General features: G+C 73.3%; 15 protein-coding genes. 5 read left to right on the plus strand and 10 right to left on the minus strand.

Features of this window, described 5'->3' with window-relative positions; all coding sequences use genetic code 11:
- Nucleotides 1-74 precede the first annotated feature (74 nt).
- Nucleotides 75-752, plus strand: coding sequence for a hypothetical protein (locus tag ACRQ4B_RS13905; RefSeq protein ID WP_439691999.1), 678 nt, complete (start codon nucleotides 75-77; stop codon nucleotides 750-752).
- 42 nt (nucleotides 753-794) lie between these two features.
- Here the strand turns inward: ACRQ4B_RS13905 and purE are convergent, their stop codons facing one another.
- From purE to ACRQ4B_RS13920, 3 genes are all read right to left on the minus strand, one after another.
- Nucleotides 795-1,262, minus strand: a complete 468-nt coding sequence (purE, locus tag ACRQ4B_RS13910) for a 5-(carboxyamino)imidazole ribonucleotide mutase (RefSeq protein WP_439694403.1) — start codon at nucleotides 1,260-1,262, stop codon at nucleotides 795-797.
- Between the two features lie 85 nt (nucleotides 1,263-1,347).
- Nucleotides 1,348-2,712, minus strand: a complete 1,365-nt coding sequence (locus ACRQ4B_RS13915) for a glycoside hydrolase family 6 protein (protein WP_439692000.1) — start codon at nucleotides 2,710-2,712, stop codon at nucleotides 1,348-1,350.
- A gap of 122 nt (nucleotides 2,713-2,834) precedes the next feature.
- Complete coding sequence (locus ACRQ4B_RS13920) at nucleotides 2,835-3,971, minus strand: 5-(carboxyamino)imidazole ribonucleotide synthase (protein WP_439692001.1); 1,137 nt, start codon at nucleotides 3,969-3,971, stop codon at nucleotides 2,835-2,837.
- A gap of 137 nt (nucleotides 3,972-4,108) precedes the next feature.
- Here ACRQ4B_RS13920 and ACRQ4B_RS13925 point away from each other — a divergent pair, with 137 nt between their 5' ends.
- Nucleotides 4,109-4,624, plus strand: coding sequence for a GtrA family protein (locus ACRQ4B_RS13925; RefSeq protein WP_439692003.1), 516 nt, complete (start codon nucleotides 4,109-4,111; stop codon nucleotides 4,622-4,624).
- A gap of 175 nt (nucleotides 4,625-4,799) precedes the next feature.
- Here ACRQ4B_RS13925 and ACRQ4B_RS13930 read toward each other — a convergent pair whose 3' ends face one another.
- The 3 genes from ACRQ4B_RS13930 to ACRQ4B_RS13940 are packed head-to-tail and all read right to left on the minus strand — an operon-like array spanning nucleotide 4,800 to nucleotide 7,567.
- Nucleotides 4,800-6,107: a UDP-glucose dehydrogenase family protein gene (locus ACRQ4B_RS13930; RefSeq protein WP_439692004.1), complete on the minus strand. Its 1,308-nt coding sequence runs from the start codon at nucleotides 6,105-6,107 to the stop codon at nucleotides 4,800-4,802.
- 52 nt (nucleotides 6,108-6,159) lie between these two features.
- A complete protein-coding gene (locus tag ACRQ4B_RS13935) occupies nucleotides 6,160-6,708 on the minus strand; it encodes a PH domain-containing protein (protein ID WP_439692005.1) in 549 nt (182 codons plus the stop codon).
- A gap of 4 nt (nucleotides 6,709-6,712) precedes the next feature.
- Nucleotides 6,713-7,567, minus strand: a complete 855-nt coding sequence (locus ACRQ4B_RS13940) for a biotin--[acetyl-CoA-carboxylase] ligase (protein ID WP_439692007.1) — start codon at nucleotides 7,565-7,567, stop codon at nucleotides 6,713-6,715.
- A 74-nt stretch (nucleotides 7,568-7,641) separates the two neighbouring features.
- Between ACRQ4B_RS13940 and ACRQ4B_RS13945 the strand changes: the two genes are divergently transcribed.
- Entirely contained in the window at nucleotides 7,642-9,237 is a 1,596-nt protein-coding gene (locus tag ACRQ4B_RS13945) for an acyl-CoA carboxylase subunit beta (RefSeq protein ID WP_439692008.1), read from the plus strand.
- A 13-nt stretch (nucleotides 9,238-9,250) separates the two neighbouring features.
- The gene (locus tag ACRQ4B_RS13950) at nucleotides 9,251-9,517 is read left to right on the plus strand and encodes an acyl-CoA carboxylase subunit epsilon (protein WP_439692009.1); all 267 of its coding nucleotides are present in this window, start codon (nucleotides 9,251-9,253) and stop codon (nucleotides 9,515-9,517) included.
- A 729-nt stretch (nucleotides 9,518-10,246) separates the two neighbouring features.
- On the opposite strand, the gene ACRQ4B_RS13955 is transcribed toward ACRQ4B_RS13950, so the two are convergent.
- The 4 genes from ACRQ4B_RS13955 to ACRQ4B_RS13970 all read right to left on the minus strand — a co-directional run bounded on the left by ACRQ4B_RS13955 (nucleotide 10,247) and on the right by ACRQ4B_RS13970 (nucleotide 14,827).
- The gene (locus ACRQ4B_RS13955) at nucleotides 10,247-11,296 is read right to left on the minus strand and encodes a hypothetical protein (protein ID WP_439692011.1); all 1,050 of its coding nucleotides are present in this window, start codon (nucleotides 11,294-11,296) and stop codon (nucleotides 10,247-10,249) included.
- On the minus strand, nucleotides 11,293-12,663 hold the full coding sequence (locus ACRQ4B_RS13960) for a sensor histidine kinase (protein WP_439692012.1): 1,371 nt from the start codon (nucleotides 12,661-12,663) through the stop codon (nucleotides 11,293-11,295). The genes ACRQ4B_RS13955 and ACRQ4B_RS13960 overlap by 4 nt, the downstream gene beginning before the upstream one ends.
- 5 nt (nucleotides 12,664-12,668) lie before the next feature.
- Nucleotides 12,669-13,433 (minus strand): response regulator transcription factor, encoded by a 765-nt coding sequence (locus ACRQ4B_RS13965; RefSeq protein ID WP_439692014.1) that lies wholly within the window; start codon nucleotides 13,431-13,433, stop codon nucleotides 12,669-12,671.
- Nucleotides 13,434-13,567: 134 nt separating this feature from the next.
- On the minus strand, nucleotides 13,568-14,827 hold the full coding sequence (locus ACRQ4B_RS13970) for a class I SAM-dependent RNA methyltransferase (protein ID WP_439692015.1): 1,260 nt from the start codon (nucleotides 14,825-14,827) through the stop codon (nucleotides 13,568-13,570).
- Nucleotides 14,828-14,841: 14 nt separating this feature from the next.
- Between ACRQ4B_RS13970 and ACRQ4B_RS13975 the strand changes: the two genes are divergently transcribed.
- A complete protein-coding gene (locus ACRQ4B_RS13975; protein ID WP_439692017.1) occupies nucleotides 14,842-15,633 on the plus strand; it encodes a Maf family protein in 792 nt (263 codons plus the stop codon).
- Nucleotides 15,634-15,663 lie beyond the last annotated feature (30 nt).

Raw genomic sequence — 15,663 nt, forward strand, 5'->3', positions numbered from 1 at the left:
ACGGATCGGCGTCGATCCGTCGCGCCGGCCGTGTCATCCGCTGCTGGTGCGCGTCCGGCTGCCAAGATCGGGGCATGACGCGTCGACCCCCGCTCACGATCCTGACCGCTTCGATGGCGCTCGGCGTCGCGACGGCCACCCTCCTGAGCGGTTGCTCGGGCGGCGCCACCCCGGACCGGACACCGTCCGCGAGCAGCTCGTCGAGTGCGTCGTCGACGCCCACGGCGACCCGGTCGGCGGCCCCGCTGCCCACGCCGGAACCGACGGACCCGGCCGACGACCAGACCGGCTCCCCGGACGACGGCACCGGGCCCGGCACCGGCAACGGGAGCGGCGCGGAGGCCCCTGAGAACGTCGACTTCGCGAAGCTCTCGAAGCAGGGGATCGCCGCTGCCGGCGGGGGCACCGTCGTGTCGCTCACCGGCTCCGGCGACAACTGGACGGTCGTCGTCGCCGGCCCGGACGGCTCGCTCACGCAGTCGGTCGTGTCCGCGACGCTCGACCGGGTCACGTCCGGACCGTTCCCGAAGGACTCCGACGCGGCCACCAAGTCGGCGAACGTCGCCCGGGCAGCGGCACTCAAGGTGGACGCGACAGCCGCTGCGTCGCGTGCCGCGGCCGCCGTCTCCGGGACCGTCACGAGCGTCACGCTCGGCGGGAGCGGGGCTGCGCCGACGTGGTCGGTCGCCGTCACCGTCGGCGGGGCTGCCCGCACCGTCACGGTCAACGGGATCAGCGGCGCGACCAGCTGAAGCCGACCACCGGCACGCCGTGCGATCGGCGGCCGGGCTCCGTCAGAGCGCGTCGCGGAGTCGCGCGGCCTTCTCCTCGACGACCCGCTCGAGGTCCTCGGCGTGCTGTCGCAGCCGTGCGGCGACCTCTTGGTCCGACGAGCCGATGATCCGCGCGGCGAGGAGCCCGGCGTTGGCGGCACCGTTGATCGCCATGGTCGCGACCGGGATGCCGGCGGGCATCTGCACGATCGAGAGCAGGGAGTCGAGGCCGTCCAGGCGGGCGAGCTGCACGGGCACCCCGATCACGGGCAGCGTCGTCATCGACGCCACCATCCCGGGCAGGTGCGCGGCTCCCCCCGCACCGGCGATCACGACACGGATGCCCCGTGCGGCAGCGCCCCGCGCGAAGCGGGTCATCTTGTCGGGGGTCCGGTGGGCCGAGACGACGTCGGCCTCGAAGGCGATGCCGAGTTCGGTCAGGGTGTCCGCGGCGGCCCGCATCGTCGGCCAGTCCGAGTCGGAACCCATGATGATCGAGACGAGCGGCTGGACGGAGGCTGCGGTGTCGGTCACGGCACGAGCCTAGTGGAGCGCACTCCGGGCAGCGCCCGCGTCAGCGGACGGTGACGGTCGTGCAGCCGAGCGACGTGTCGCCGCCCGCACCGATGCCGAGCGCGGTCAGGCACACGCTCCGCTTCCCGCTCGCGGCCGCGACGGTGACCTCGTACCCGTGGCGCGTGCCGACGGCGTGCACCCGGTCCACGTCCGGCCGCGCGGCGGTGGCCGCCCACGACCCGACGACCTTGCCGTCCACCGACATCCGCACCGTCACCGGCTTCGACGTGTCGTCGCGGTCGAACGCCCAGCCGCGGACGGTGAGCCGCCGCTTGGCGCTGGAGGTCGCCGAGTCCCGCTTCGCCACCGGAGCGACCGCCGGGGCCCGCTGTGCCGGAGCCGGCGTCACCGCCGCCGTGCCGAGCTGCGCGTTCGCCACCAGACGTTGTGCGTACGCCGACCACCACGTGCCGGCGGTCGGACCGCCGTTGCAGGTCCCGTCGCTCGCGCCGGGGGTCTTCACCCAGAGCAACGCGTCGAGCGCGGTGCCGTCGGAGACGACGCGCGGCGCCGTCCCGAGCCCGGCTCCCACGCCGTTGCACCAGGTCCCGCGCCAGCCCTGTCCGTTGCGGGAGGTGTCGATGACGTAGTGGGATCCGCCGGTGAGCGCGGACACCTTCTCGGCGTACGCCTGCTCCTGCGCCGTCGGGTAGTAGTTCGCGACGTTCGTGAAGAACCCGCGGGCCTGCCGGACGCCGGCGCGCTCCAGCCGTGCGGCCATGACCGCCGGCGGGACCCAGTTGGAGTTCCCCGCGTCGAGGTACGCCGGCACGCCCGCCGCGGTGAGTGCAGCGACCTCGCGGGAGAGGATGCGGAAGCGCTGCTCCCCGAGCGAGGCGTCACACGCGCTGTTGCTCAGCATGGCGAGCGAGTCCGGCTCGACGACGACGGCGGCACGGTGCCCGGCCACGCGCGCGACGACCTGGTCCACCCACGCGGTGTACGTGCGCTCGTCGAAGCCGCCGGCGGAGTGCCCGCCGCAGTCGCGGTGCGGGATCGCGTAGGTGACGAAGACCGCGGTGGTGCCCTGCCGGTCAGCGGCCGTGACGGCGGCGTCGATCGTCCTGGTCAGGGTGGTGCCCTGCGTCCAGTCCCCCAGCCAGGTCGCGACGGGGTACTGGGCGATGGTCCGGGCCGCCGCTGCTCCGGCGGGGTCGGAGGTCGCCAGGGCTGCGGCCTGCTTCGCCGCCTCGCTCGTGTCGGAGCGGTACGGGCCGGCCCCGTAGAGCGTGGCGGACGATGCCGCCCGCATCGTCGTGGCGGTGGTGGCCGCGGTCGCGACGCCCGGGTCCGGCACCCCGGCGGCGAGCGCGACGAGCACACCGAACGTCCCGGCGGTGGCGAGCACCCTGGCTCGGCGCATGACGGACTCCTCGGACTGGTCGACCCCTGACCGGTCCATGGGAGCATGCCCGCAGCGCGGACGTCGACTCGCCAGATCGGGTGCCACCCGACCGAGTGTCCGCCGTTCGGCGGACCGTGCGGTCAGTCGTCGAAGTGCGACGCCGCCGCCCGTGCGCGGTAGGTGACGTCGTCGACGTCGTCGCCGACCACGGTGACGTGGCCGATCTTCCGCCCCGGCCGCGGGGCCTTGCCGTAGAAGTGGTACTTCGCCTCGGGGAACGCTTCGAGCGCGTCGGGGTAGCGCGCGGCGAGCTCCCCGTCCGCCGGACCACCGAGGACGTTGATCATCACGGCGGACGGCGCGTGCATGCCGGTCGCGCCGAGCGGGAGGTCGAGGACCGCACGGAGGTGCTGCTCGAACTGGCTCGTCGTGGCACCGTCGATCGACCAGTGGCCGGTGTTGTGCGGGCGCATCGCGAGCTCGTTGATGAGGATCCGCTCGTCGCCGGTCTGGAACAGCTCGACGGCCAGGACCCCGGTGACGCCCAGCTCGGTCGCGATCCGGACGGCGATGTCCTCCGCCGTGTCCGCGAGTCGGCCGGCGCTGTCCCGGGCCGGGGCGAAGACCTCGGCGCAGACGCCGTCGCGCTGCACGGTCTCGACGAGCGGCCAGGCGACGACCTCGCCGGAGGGCCGGCGCGCGACGGACTGCGCGAGCTCGCGGGTGAACGGCACGAGCTCCTCGACGAGCAGGGCCTGCTCGCCGCCGGCCTCGGCGACGGCGATGAACCAGTCGGACACGTCCGCGGGGTCGGACACCACGCGGACGCCCTTGCCGTCGTACCCGCCGCGGGCGGTCTTCACGACCGCACGGCCGCCGTGGTCGTCGAGGAACGCGCGGAGCTCCTCGGGGTCCTGCACCGCGGCCCAGTCCGGCACCGGCAGGCCGAGCTCGGAGAGTCGTCGACGCATCGTGATCTTGTCCTGCGCGACCGCGAGCGGCTCGGGTCCGGGCCGGACCGCCACCCCGGCGTCGACCAGCGCACGGAGGACGTCCTGCGGCACGTGCTCGTGGTCGAACGTGACGACGTCGACGTCCCGCGCGAAGGCGAGCACCGTCTCGGCGTCGTGGTAGTCCCCCTCGGCGGTGGCTGCGATCGCGGCCGACATGCCCGGCCCCTCGGCGAGCACCCGGATGTCGATCCCGAGCTCCACCGCGGCGGGCACCATCATCCGTGCCAGCTGGCCCCCACCGACGACTCCGACCCGCAACGCCATGCTGTGTGTTCCTTCCGTCGTTCACACCGTCCGGTGAGAGCGCACTGTCTACAATCGCTGTTCGGGTCGCCGTCTTACGCGACCGTCGGTCCGCGCCGGGCGCGACCATCGACAACTCTACGGACCATGGAGAGCACGTGCGGCGATTGATTGCCCAGCTGGCACGCTTCGGCGTCGTCGGCGCGGTCGGCTTCGTCGTCGACACGGCCATCTTCAACATCCTCCGCGCGACGGTGCTCAGCCCGGACGAGATCCACTCCGGACCCTTCTGGGCCAAGGTCGTCTCGACCGTCGTGGCGATCTTCGTCAACTGGATGGGCAACCGCTACTGGACGTTCCGCGACCAGCGTCGTTCCGTGGCCGCGCGCGAGGGCTTCGAGTTCGTCGTCGTCTCCCTCGGCGGCATGGTCATCTCGCTCGGCTGCCTCGGGATCTCCCACTACGTGCTCGGTCTGACGTCCGCGCTGGCGGACAACATCTCCGGCAACGTCATCGGTCTGCTGCTCGGCACGGTCTTCCGGTTCTGGCTGTACAAGGTCTGGGTCTACCACCCCGAGCGCGCCGACCGCACGGCCGGCGACCTCGGGTCGGCCGGCGCCGAACCGACCGGCACCGAACCCACCGGCGGCCAGCAGGTCTCCTCCGGCGTCTGAACGCCCCCGGTCCGCGGCGCGTCCGCGGGCATCGGCGAGACGGCGCCGTGCCGGAGCGGCACCGGCGACACGACGACGGCGCCGTGCCGGAGCGGCACCGGCGACACGACGACGGCGCCGGTACCGTGCCGGAGCACGACGCCGACGCCGTCGGGGAACGCCGCTGCGGGGAGACCTAGCGGCCCATCCCCCGGTGGGTGAACCCGGCAGCGGTCCACGCGTCGCGGTCGAGGCAGTTCCGGCCGTCGATCACGACCGGGTTCGCGACGAGCGCGGCGGCCCGCACCGGGTCGAGCGCACGGAACTCGTTCCACTCGGTGAGCACGAGCACCAGGTCGGCGCCACGGAGGGCGTCCTCGGCGCTCTCGACGTAGTCGAGCTCCGGGTGGATGCGTCGGGCGGTGACGACCGCCTCGGGGTCGTACGCGGCGACCGACGCACCGAGTCCGAGCAGGCGCGCGGCGATGTCGAGCGCCGGGGAGTCGCGGACGTCGTCCGAGTTCGGCTTGAACGCGAGACCGAGCACGGCGACGCGCTTGCCGGCGACGGCTCCGCCGAGGATCTCCTGTGCGAGCTCGACCACGTGGTCGCGGCGGCGCAGGTTGATCGCGTCGACGTCGGCGAGGAACGCCAGCGACTCCGGCACGCCGAGCTCGTCGGCGCGGGCCTGGAACGCCCGGATGTCCTTCGGCAGGCAGCCGCCGCCGAACCCGAGCCCGGCGTTCAGGAACTTGCGGCCGATGCGGGCGTCGTGCCCGATCGCGTCGGCGAGCGCCGTGACGTCGGCCCCGACGACCTCGGCGATCTCCGCCATGGCGTTGATGAAGGAGATCTTCGTCGCGAGGAAGGCGTTCGCGCTGACCTTGACGAGCTCCGCGGTCGGCAGGTCGACGACGAGGCGCGGGGTGCCCTCGGCCAGGGTGGTCGCGTAGACCTCGTCGAGCAGGGCGACCGCACGCTCGCCGGTCTCCCCCGCCGGCACGCCGTAGACGAGGCGGTCCGGGGAGATCGTGTCCTGCACGGCGAAGCCCTCGCGCAGGAACTCCGGGTTCCAGACGAGCGAGGCACCGGGGGCGGCGGCCTCGACCTCGGCGGCCAGGCGGGCCGCGGTGCCGACGGGGACGGTCGACTTGCCGACGACGAACTCGCCGGCGGACAGGTACGGGGTGATCGCGGCGACCGCGGCGTCGACGTAGGTGAGGTCGGCGGCGCCGGTCGGGCCCTGCGGGGTGCCGACGGCGAGGAAGTGCACCTGGGCGCCGGCGACCTCGGCCATGTCGGTGGTGAAACGGATGCGGCCGGACTCGAGCGCCTCGGTCAGGATCTCGGGGAGCCCCGGTTCGAAGAAGGGGGCTTCGCCCGCGGCGAGCCGTTCGATCTTGACCGGGTCGACGTCGACAGCGACGACGTCGTGCCCGAGCTTGGCCATGGAGGCGGCGTGCACGGCACCGAGGTAACCGCAGCCGATGACAGAGATTCGCACGGGAAGACGCTACCGGGTTCTCGACGAACGTCCACCGAGCGCGCCACGCCCGTCAGGGCCGGACGTCACCCCACTGCGGCCGCTCCGTGCCGCCGACGATCTCGTCCCAGTCCGGCTCGCGGTGTCGCCGACGGGCCTCGTACGCCTCGACGAGGTCGTGCAGGACCGCGACGACCAGGTCGGCGTGCGGCACGTCACCGAGGACGACGGCGGGCTCGTCGCCGGGGAAGACGAGCACGTCACCCGACCGGAACAGCCCCTGCAGTCCCCGACGTCGGACGGTGACGTCGTACCCCCGCGAGTGCAGGAGCTCCCGACGGGTGCGGGTGCCGAGGCCGTGCACGACGACGAGGCGCCTGGTGGTGACCACGTACCGCTGGGACATCCACCGGAACAGCGGCAGCGCACCGCCGAGGAACACCAGGAGCAGCACGAGCCCGGCGACCACGGCGTTGAGCCACGCGAGCTGCGCCTGGAAGACGCCGAAGCCGAAGCCGCCGGCGACCGTCACGAGGACGGTGAACACCGCCGGGCGCACGAGTCGACGCGCGTGCGGTCGCAGGCGCGCGACCACGCGTTCGGGCGGCGGCTCGGCGGTCATGCCGTCATGCATACCGCAGGTGGGTGAGGTCCCCCACCGCGACGCCCCTGGATGCACCCTGTCGGTCCCGGATCGTGATGCGGCCGTCGTCGTCGATGCCCGTCGCGTCGCCCTCGTCGACCGTGCCGTCGGGCAGCTCGAGGCGGACGCGCTGGCCGATCGTGCCGCACGCGGCGCGGACGTGGGACCGGACCGCCTCGGCAGCCGCACCGCCGTCGACCAGGGCGGCCACCGCCTCCAGGACGGCGCCGTGGAACGCGACCAGCACGTCGTCGGCGAGGTCGACGGCGGACCCGTGCGCGCCCGCGACCGCGAGGGACGTGGCGGTCGGGGTGGGCAGCCGGTCCGCCGGGATGGTGAGGTTCACGCCGGCACCGACGACGACGCTGCCGTCCGCGGCCACCTGGCAGAGGATCCCGCACACCTTCCGACCGCCGACCTGGACGTCGTTCGGCCACTTGACGAGCACCGTACGGTCGGTCGCCGCCGGACCGTCGCTGCAGACGGACGGCCCCCGGAACGCGAGGACCCGTCCGACCGCGTCCCGCATGGCCGCACCGGCGACGAGCGGCAGCCACCCGCGGTCTCGCTCGTCGAGCGCGGCGCGCACCAGCAGGCTGACGGCGAGCGTCTCCCCCGCCGGGGCGGACCACGTCCGGTCGAGCCGTCCGCGGCCGGCGGTCTGGTGCAGGGTCGCGACCACGCTGCCGTGCGGCTGCCCGGCCGCGGCGGCGAGCAGGTCGGCGTTCGTCGACCCGGTCGTCCCCGGGGCGGTGAAGACGGCCCCGGTGGACTCGACGGCTGCGCGACTGGTCGGGAACGTCGGCGACGAGGGTGCGGACGACGCGGGTGTGGACATGCACGCAAATCTACGGGCAGGAACCGTGGGGGTCCTCCAACCGACCGCGTGGCCGCCGCCGGTAGGGTGAGCGGGTGACTTCAGGAGACACCCCCGATCTCTCGACGACGGCCGGCCGGCTCGCCGACCTCCGCGAGCGGTACCACGAAGCAGTGACCGCCGCGGGCGAGTCCGCGATCGCGAAGCAGCACGCCAAGGGCAAGGGCACGGCGCGCGAACGGATCGAGCAGCTGCTCGACGAGAACTCCTTCGTGGAGTTCGACGAGTTCGTCCGGCACCGCACCACGTCCTTCGGCATGGACGCCAAGCGGCCCTACGGCGACGCGGTCGTCACGGGCGTCGGCACCATCCACGGCCGCAACGTCGCCGTCTACGCGCAGGACTTCACGGTCTTCGGCGGCTCGCTCGGCGAGGTCGCCGGCGAGAAGATCATCAAGGTCATGCAGCACGCGCTGAAGACCGGCGTGCCGATCATCGGCATCCTCGACTCCGGCGGCGCCCGCATCCAGGAGGGCGTGGTCGCGCTCGGCAAGTACGGCGAGATCTTCCGCCTGAACACCCAGGCGTCCGGCGTCATCCCGCAGCTCTCCATCGTGATGGGTCCGGCGGCCGGCGGTGCGGTCTACTCCCCCGCCCTCACCGACTTCGTGATCATGGTCGACAAGACCAGCCACATGTTCGTCACCGGCCCCGACGTCATCAAGACCGTCACCGGCGAGGACGTCGGCTTCGAGGAGCTCGGCGGGGCACAGACCCACAACGCGGTCTCCGGCGTCGCCCACTACCTGGCCGAGGACGAGTCCGACGCGCTCGACTACGCACGGTCCCTGATCGGCTTCCTGCCGGACAACAACCTGTCCGACGCGCCGGCGTACGACGTCGCCCCGGAGCTCGAGACCACCGACGCCGACCACGAGCTCGACCTCGTCATCCCGGACTCCACGAACCAGCCGTACGACGTCACCACGATCATCGAGCACATCGTCGACGACGGTGAGTTCCTCGAGGTCCAGCCGCTCTTCGCGCCGAACATCCTCATCGGGTTCGGCCGGGTCGAGGGCCGCACCGTCGGCATCATCGCGAACCAGCCGCAGGCGATGGCCGGCACGCTCAACATCGACGCCGGCGAGAAGGCCGCCCGCTTCGTGCGGTTCTGCGACGCGTTCGGCATCCCGATCCTCACGCTCGTCGACGTGCCCGGCTACCTGCCCGGCACCGACCAGGAGTGGACGGGCGTCATCCGCCGCGGCGCGAAGCTGCTCTACGCCTACGCCGAGGCCACCGTGCCGCTCGTCACCGTGATCACGCGCAAGGCCTACGGCGGCGCGTACATCGTGATGGGCTCCAAGCAGCTCGGCGCCGACATCAACCTGGCGTGGCCGACCGCGGAGATCGCCGTCATGGGCGGTCAGGGCGCCGTGAACATCCTCTACCGCGCCGAGATCAAGCGCGCCGAGGAGTCCGGCGAGGACGTCGCCGCGGTCCGTGCGAAGCTCGCGAACGAGTACACGTACAACGTGGCCTCGCCGTACCTGGCGGCCGAGCGCGGTGAGCTCGACGGCATCATCCAGCCGCACGCCACCCGCGTGTCGGTCATCAAGGCGCTCCGGGCGCTGCGGGGCAAGCGCGCCTCGCTGCCGCCGAAGAAGCACGGGAACATCCCGCTGTGACGGGCGCGCACTGATGGGCCGCCACGCCGCAGCCGTCCCCCCGGCCCCGAACGAGGACCCGGCGTCGGTCGCCGCCGCCGTCCGCGTGGTGTCCGGTCAGCCCTCCCCGGAGGAACTGGCCGCCGTGATCGCCGTCCTGCAGCGTCAGGCCGACGAGGCCGCCGCGAACGGACGACCCGAGGTCACCGTCTCGCCGCGGTCCGGCTGGGACGCCTCCGCCCGGGGCCTCCGCCGGCCGCTCGACCACGGCGCCGGCGCCTGGAGCCGATCCCTCCGCTGACCTCCATGTACCCCTGGTGTCCCCGGGTCACCGGAGGTTGCAGGCCGCACTTCCCGGTCGGTCTCCCCTCACTCGGGGGACATCATCCGCCGACAGGGCTGGAAACTGCACGATTTGTCCCCCATAATGACGACTGACACGCCGCTGGGCGACCGGCATAGTAAGTGGTGTTCGGTGTCCTTCTACGAAGAACATCGCGGGTCGGTGGCCGACTAGGGTACGAAGCCGCCGACCAGCTGCGAGTCAGGGCGATATTCGGGTTGTCGCCCAGACTCGGGTCGTGAACGGGCCGGTCGGTATCCGACCGGCCCGTTCCCCGTTTCCGGGGCAGGACACCAGACCGGTTTCCGACCCGCGCGTTCCCCGTTTCCGGGGCAGGACACCAGACCGGTTTCCGACCCGCGCGTTCCCCGTTTCCGGGGCAGGACACCAGACCGGTTTCCGACCCGCGCGTTCCCCGTTTCCGGGGCAGGACACCAGACCGGTTTCCGACCCGCGCGTTCCCCGTTTCCGGGGCAGGACACCAGACCGGTTCCCGACCCGCGCGTTCCCCGTTTCCGGGGCAGGACACCAGTCCGGTTCCCGACCGGCGCGTTCCCCGTTTCGGGGCGCGCCACGCGCACGGCGCGACCAGACGACGGCCTGGAGGCACGGTGCGGGCCCGCCACGCGCCTCCCGGCCCGCAGGTGGGGACGACGCGACCACGCGCCTCCCGGCCGCCGCTGGGGCCTACGCGACCTCGTGGCGCGGGATCTCCAACCAGACGACCACCGAGTCGTCCTCGTCGCCGTCCTCGTCGTCCAGCCCCGCGCCGAGCGCCGCCGACTCGCTGGCCGCCAGGTCCAACCGCAACCCGACGACCGTCACGGCCGAGTCGGACCCCTCGGCGACGGTGCGCACGATGACGTTGTCCGCCTCGCGGGCCTGTCGCAGCGCCTCGGCGATCCGGGCGTGCACGCGGCGGAGGTCGTCGATCTCGAGTTCGTCGAGCCCGCCGTCGTCGTGCAGCTGCACGGTCGCCCCACGGCGACGGAGTCGCATGACCTCGTCCCGGACGTCGTCGGACAGCAGCGACCGGCCACGTATCTCGTCGCGGATCGCCTGCTCGAGGTGCAGGCACTCGTCGCGTTCCGCCGGGGAGAGGTCGCCCCCGGTGTCGATGATCCGCTGCAGCATCGGCAGGGCCATCCGGGTGGTCTGGCTGAGGCGGAACTGCCGTTCGAAGACGTGGGCGTCCTGCGCCGCCTGCCAGTCCGCGGTCTCCTGCTCGGCGCGGACGAAGTCCCGGGTGACGCGGGTGGCCCGGTTCATGGCGGCGGCGAAGCCCGTGGCGATCGCGACCCACGACACGCTGCCGAGCACGCCGAGGGAGCCGAGCGCTCCGATGCCGGCCCACGCCACGGTGTGCACGGCGAGGAACCCGACACCGACCCAGGCGAACGGCGCACGACCGCGGACGACGAGGACGACCATCAGCGTCCCGACGGCGGCGATCCACCAGGTGCTGTAGTTCGGGCCGTTCCGCAGCTCGACGACCGGCGAGGCGACGATCGGCATGACGATCGCGGTGCCGAGCGAGAAGCACGTCGCCCACACCGGCAGGGTCCTGCCCGGCAGGAACACCGCCAGGCCCGTCGCGGCGGCGTAGAGGACCATGCAGGCCAGCACCGGCCCGGCGTCGAGGACCCGGGGCAGCGTCGTGGCGGCGAGGAGCAGGTGGTAGACGGAGAACAGTGCGGCGAGGCCGATGGCGACGCCGGCGGGGATCGACACCCTCATCGCTCGTCATCCCCCGGTGCGGTCCACCCGAGCAGGACCCGTGTCCCGGAGCCGTGGGCGGTGAGGACCTCGGCCGTGCCGTCGACGGCGGTGACCCGTTCGAGGATGGACCGGCGGACGCCGAGGCGCTCGGCCGGGATGGTCGCGACGTCGAACCCGGCGCCGTCGTCACCGACCTCCACGTGCACGCCGGCGCCCCGCTGCTCGACGCGGATCCACCGGTCGACCTGGGCACCACCGGCGTGCTGCACGCTGTTCACCGCGGCCTGCAGCGCCGCGGACGCCAGGGCGTCGGCGACGGTCGCCGGGATCCGGAGACCGCCGAGCTGACCGGTCTGCACACGGACCGGGGCCGCCAGAGCCGAGGTGGCCTCGGCGATCCGGCTCCGCAGGTCGACGACCGGCACGGGGGGCGCGTCCGCCGGGCCGTTCGACGCGGCTGCGTCGAGGTGGTCGATCGCGTTGCGCGCCATGCGAGCGGCGAGCATCTCGGCGTCGGCGGTCTCGGCGCGCGCCGCGGAGAGCAGCGTCGTGAGCACGCTGTCGTGCACGATCGCGTCGACCTGGACGCGCTCGACCTCGGTCGCGTGCTCCCGGATCGCGTGGGAGTACCGACGGACGGCGGTCGCCTGGGCCGCGTCGACGGCCGTCGCGGCCCGACGCAGCACCACGGCGATGACCAGGACGGCACCGCTGAGGATCGCCGTGTAGACGCCGTCGAGGAGCGCCCGGATCCCGGCGTCCCCGCCGACGGGGGTCAGGCGGATCACGACGTAGACGGCCGGCACGAGCGCGGTGTAGACGGTTGCTCGCCACGGCGCGAAGCCCATCGCCGCCGCGGTGGACCCGACCGTGCAGAGCCACCAGGGCCACGGCACCTGGTCCGCGGGGATCGGTTCGCGGACGGTCAGCGGCCAGGTGACGAGCGCGACGAGGAAGAGCAGCGCACAGACGATCTGCGCCATCTGCGCGAGCGGTTTGACGAACACGGAGGCGCCGACGAACAGGAACGACGCCGCCAGCCCGCAGGCGACGACGGGACCCCAGATCGGGTCGAGGTACGGCAGCTGCGCGAGGACCGCCGGGACGGTCGTCGCCCCGAAGCCGAGCGCGGCCACGGCGATGAGGATCGCGAACGCCCGTTCGACGGAGGCCTGGGTGATCGACGCCCGGACGCTCCGCGACGGGTCGGTGCCGAACGGGCTCTGCTCGCCCGGCGCCGACGTCCGGAGGTCGGGCAGTGCGCCGACGGCACGCGCCGCCCCGGCAGCACGCCTGGGATCGCCGGCACGCCCCGAGCCGGCGGCGCGCCCGGAGCCGGGGGCCCGAGCCGAGCCGCCCGCCGGTGCCGCGTCAGCCGCAGCCATGGGTCTCAGCGACCGTCGCCGTCGGGGTCGATGCCCGAGTCGAGCCCGGGGAGGATCCCGTCCTCGACCGCTCGACGGAGCAGGTCGACCTTCGTCGGTGCGGGACGACCGACCTCCACGTACTTCACGCGGATCCGGTCGAGGTACTCACGGGCGGTCGAGTACCCGATGCCGAGCTGCTGGGCCGCCAGCTTCAACGGCAGGCCCGAGGCGTAGAGGTGCAGGATCTCGCGCTCGCGACGGCCGAGCTGCGCCTTCGCGAAGTCACGGTCCGCGTCGATCGCGCTCGCCCACTCGAGGTTGTTGAGGACGTCGCCCCGTGCCACGGTCGCGACGGCGGCCATGACGGTCTTCGTCGCCGAGGACTTCGGGATCACCCCGGCGGCCCCGGCGGCGAGCGCCTCGCGCACGTTCGCGACGCGGTCCGCGATCGAGTGCACGAGGACCGCGGAACCGGTGCCCTGCACACCCTTCACGTTCGCGGTCACGGTCGAGCCGTCGCCGAGCGACAGGTCGAGGACGACGACGTCGACCTCACGCCCGTCGAGGTTCTCGATGTACTCGGGAACGCTCGCGGCGGTGAGGACGACCTCGAACCCCTCGTTCTGGCACGCTGCCTGGATCCCGAGTCGCACGGACTCGTGGTCGTCGACGATCGCGACACGGACGGGCTTGGTCGCCAGTCCGGTCGTTCCGGTGGTGGTCGTGTCTGTTGCCACGGTGGCCTCTCTCGTCGATGCGCACCCCGGCCCCTGAAACCGGGGAGCCATCACCGACCAAGGATACCCAGGTCGGACTCAGGTACGAGCCCATCGCGGCGACCGTGTTGCACTCGCCCACACCACGCGCAATCCGGCCAGGCGGCCACGCGTGCGCACCGCGCCCGGCCGGGACGCGCCGGGCGTCAGGCGATCGGCACCAGGCGGGCCACGGCCTCCAGGTGGTGGGTGTGCGGGAAGAGGTCGAAGGCGCGGAGGGCCTCCAGGCGGTACCCGAGGTCGGCGAACGTCGCGACGTCGCGGGCCAACGCGACCGGGTCGCAGGCGACGTACACGACCTGCGCCGGCTGGAGCGCGGCGATCTGCACGACGGCCTCGCGTCCGGCGCCGGACCGCGGCGGGTCCAGGACGATCGTGCCGGCCCGGTACCGCTGTCGCTCGGACGCGGTCAGCGCGGTTACGGTCCGCTGCAGCCACCGGTCGACGCGACCGGTCTCGGCGCGGGCGCCGATCCACTCGGCGAGGTTCTCCTGCGCGTGCTCGGTCGCACGCGGGGCGCTCTCGACGCTGGTGAGGCGCGCCTTCGGACCGACCAGGTCACCGAGCGCGGCGGCGAGCAGCCCGACGCCGCCGTAGAGGTCGAGGTGCTGCCCCTCCGCGTCGAGCCGGTCGCGGTCGACGAGGTCCTGCACGGCGGCGGTGAGCACGGCCGGTGCCGCGCGGTGGACCTGCCAGAAGCCGTTGTCGTCGACCTGGAACGTGCGTTCGCCGACCACCTCGGTGACGATCGTCGGCTTCTGCTCGTCGATGACGAGGCGCGCGCCCTCCGAGCCGCTCGGCGCGAGGACGTCGACCACCGAGGCGCCGGGCATCGCGCCGCGACCGAGGGGTGCGCTGTCCTGCACGACGCGGCTCGCGAGCGGCAGGGACGCGACCGGCACGACCGTGTGCGACCGGGCGGCGAAGGGACCGGCGGTGCCGTCCTCGTCGACGTGCAGGCGGACGCGGGTGCGCCAGCCGGTGCCGTTCGTCTCGTCGTCGCCGGGTGCCGACTCGACCACCGGGTCGGCACCGAGGACCTCGGCGAGGTCCGTGTGCGCGAAGCGCTGGAACGAGTCGACGAGCACGTCGTGCTTCAGCGTGCGCTGGTGGGCGAGGGCGATGTGCCCGAACTCCGCGCCGCCCGGGCGGACCGCCGGGTCGCGGTCGAGCGCGGCCTCGGGCCAGACGTGGTCGACGCGGTGCTCGCTCGGCTGCTGCACCTCGACGGTGTCGGCGCGCCAGAAGGACTTCTTGCGGTCCTCGGTCACCCGGGCGACCACCCGTTCGCCCGGGATCGCGTCCGACACGAACACCACCCGCCCCTCGTGCCGTGCCACCGAGATGCCGCCGTGGGCGATCCCGGTGACGTCGAGGTCGAGCAGCGTTCCGACGGATTCACCCATGGTTCGATGTTCCCATGCGTCTGTACCTCGCGAGTACCTCCCCCGCCCGCCGCGCCCTGCTCGCCCAGACCGGGATCGAGCCGGTCCTCGTCGCGCCGGGGGTCGACGAAGACGCCGCGGTCGCGTCCGTCGCGGCGGAGCTCGGCCGGGAACTCACCGGACCGGAGCTCGTGTCCCTGCTCGCCGTGGCCAAGGCGTCCGCCGTCGCGGACGCTCCGATCGCCGGTTCGCCGGTCGACGGGTTCGTGTTCGGTGGGGACTCCGCCTTCGAGGTCGACGGGGTCCTGTACGGCAAGCCGCACGACCCGGCCGTCGCGCGGGACCGCTGGCGGCAGATGCTCGCCGCCGGCGGCGGCACGCTGTGGAGCGGGCACTGCGTCGTCGACCGGCGGCGGGCCGTCGACGTGACCGGTTCGCAGCCTGGAGGTGCGGGGCGGGCCGGCACCGTGCCTCCCGTCCGCACCGTGGACGCGTCGGGCCGTGGGCCGCTGGGCCTGGCCGGGGCGTTCGCCGACGTCGCGCCCGGTGGGTCGGGGCTCGTCGCCTCCGGCGACCACGTCGTGGCGGTCGACAGCGCGGTGCTCACCTTCGCGGACGACATGTCCCCCGAGGAGATCGACGCGTACGTCGCCACGGGCGAGCCGCTCGAGGTCGCCGGCGCGTTCACGATCGACGGGCGCGCCGCCGCGTACATCACCCGGATCGACGGCGCGCCCTCGGCCGTAGTGGGGCTCTCGCTGCCGGTGCTGCGCTCGATGCTCCTGCGGGGGTTCGGCGTCGAGTGGCACGATCTCTGGGGACTGTAGGAATCCGCACTGGTTCGGCGAGGTTCTTTG

This window comes from Curtobacterium sp. SP.BCo (assembly GCF_051903265.1).
GTDB lineage: Bacteria > Actinomycetota > Actinomycetes > Actinomycetales > Microbacteriaceae > Curtobacterium.

Coding starts and splice junctions, on each gene's coding strand:
- ACRQ4B_RS13975 (WP_439692017.1), top strand. CDS start 14,842: ATGCGTCTGTACCTCGCGAGTACCTCCCCCGCCCGCCGCGCCCTGCTC.
- ACRQ4B_RS13955 (WP_439692011.1), bottom strand. CDS start 11,296: ATGAGGGTGTCGATCCCCGCCGGCGTCGCCATCGGCCTCGCCGCACTG.
- ACRQ4B_RS13960 (WP_439692012.1), bottom strand. CDS start 12,663: ATGGCTGCGGCTGACGCGGCACCGGCGGGCGGCTCGGCTCGGGCCCCC.
- ACRQ4B_RS13970 (WP_439692015.1), bottom strand. CDS start 14,827: ATGGGTGAATCCGTCGGAACGCTGCTCGACCTCGACGTCACCGGGATC.
- ACRQ4B_RS13950 (WP_439692009.1), top strand. CDS start 9,251: ATGGGCCGCCACGCCGCAGCCGTCCCCCCGGCCCCGAACGAGGACCCG.
- ACRQ4B_RS13935 (WP_439692005.1), bottom strand. CDS start 6,708: ATGACCGCCGAGCCGCCGCCCGAACGCGTGGTCGCGCGCCTGCGACCG.
- ACRQ4B_RS13905 (WP_439691999.1), top strand. CDS start 75: ATGACGCGTCGACCCCCGCTCACGATCCTGACCGCTTCGATGGCGCTC.
- ACRQ4B_RS13940 (WP_439692007.1), bottom strand. CDS start 7,567: ATGTCCACACCCGCGTCGTCCGCACCCTCGTCGCCGACGTTCCCGACC.
- ACRQ4B_RS13915 (WP_439692000.1), bottom strand. CDS start 2,712: ATGCGCCGAGCCAGGGTGCTCGCCACCGCCGGGACGTTCGGTGTGCTC.
- ACRQ4B_RS13920 (WP_439692001.1), bottom strand. CDS start 3,971: ATGGCGTTGCGGGTCGGAGTCGTCGGTGGGGGCCAGCTGGCACGGATG.
- ACRQ4B_RS13965 (WP_439692014.1), bottom strand. CDS start 13,433: ATGGCTCCCCGGTTTCAGGGGCCGGGGTGCGCATCGACGAGAGAGGCC.
- purE (WP_439694403.1), bottom strand. CDS start 1,262: ATGGGTTCCGACTCGGACTGGCCGACGATGCGGGCCGCCGCGGACACC.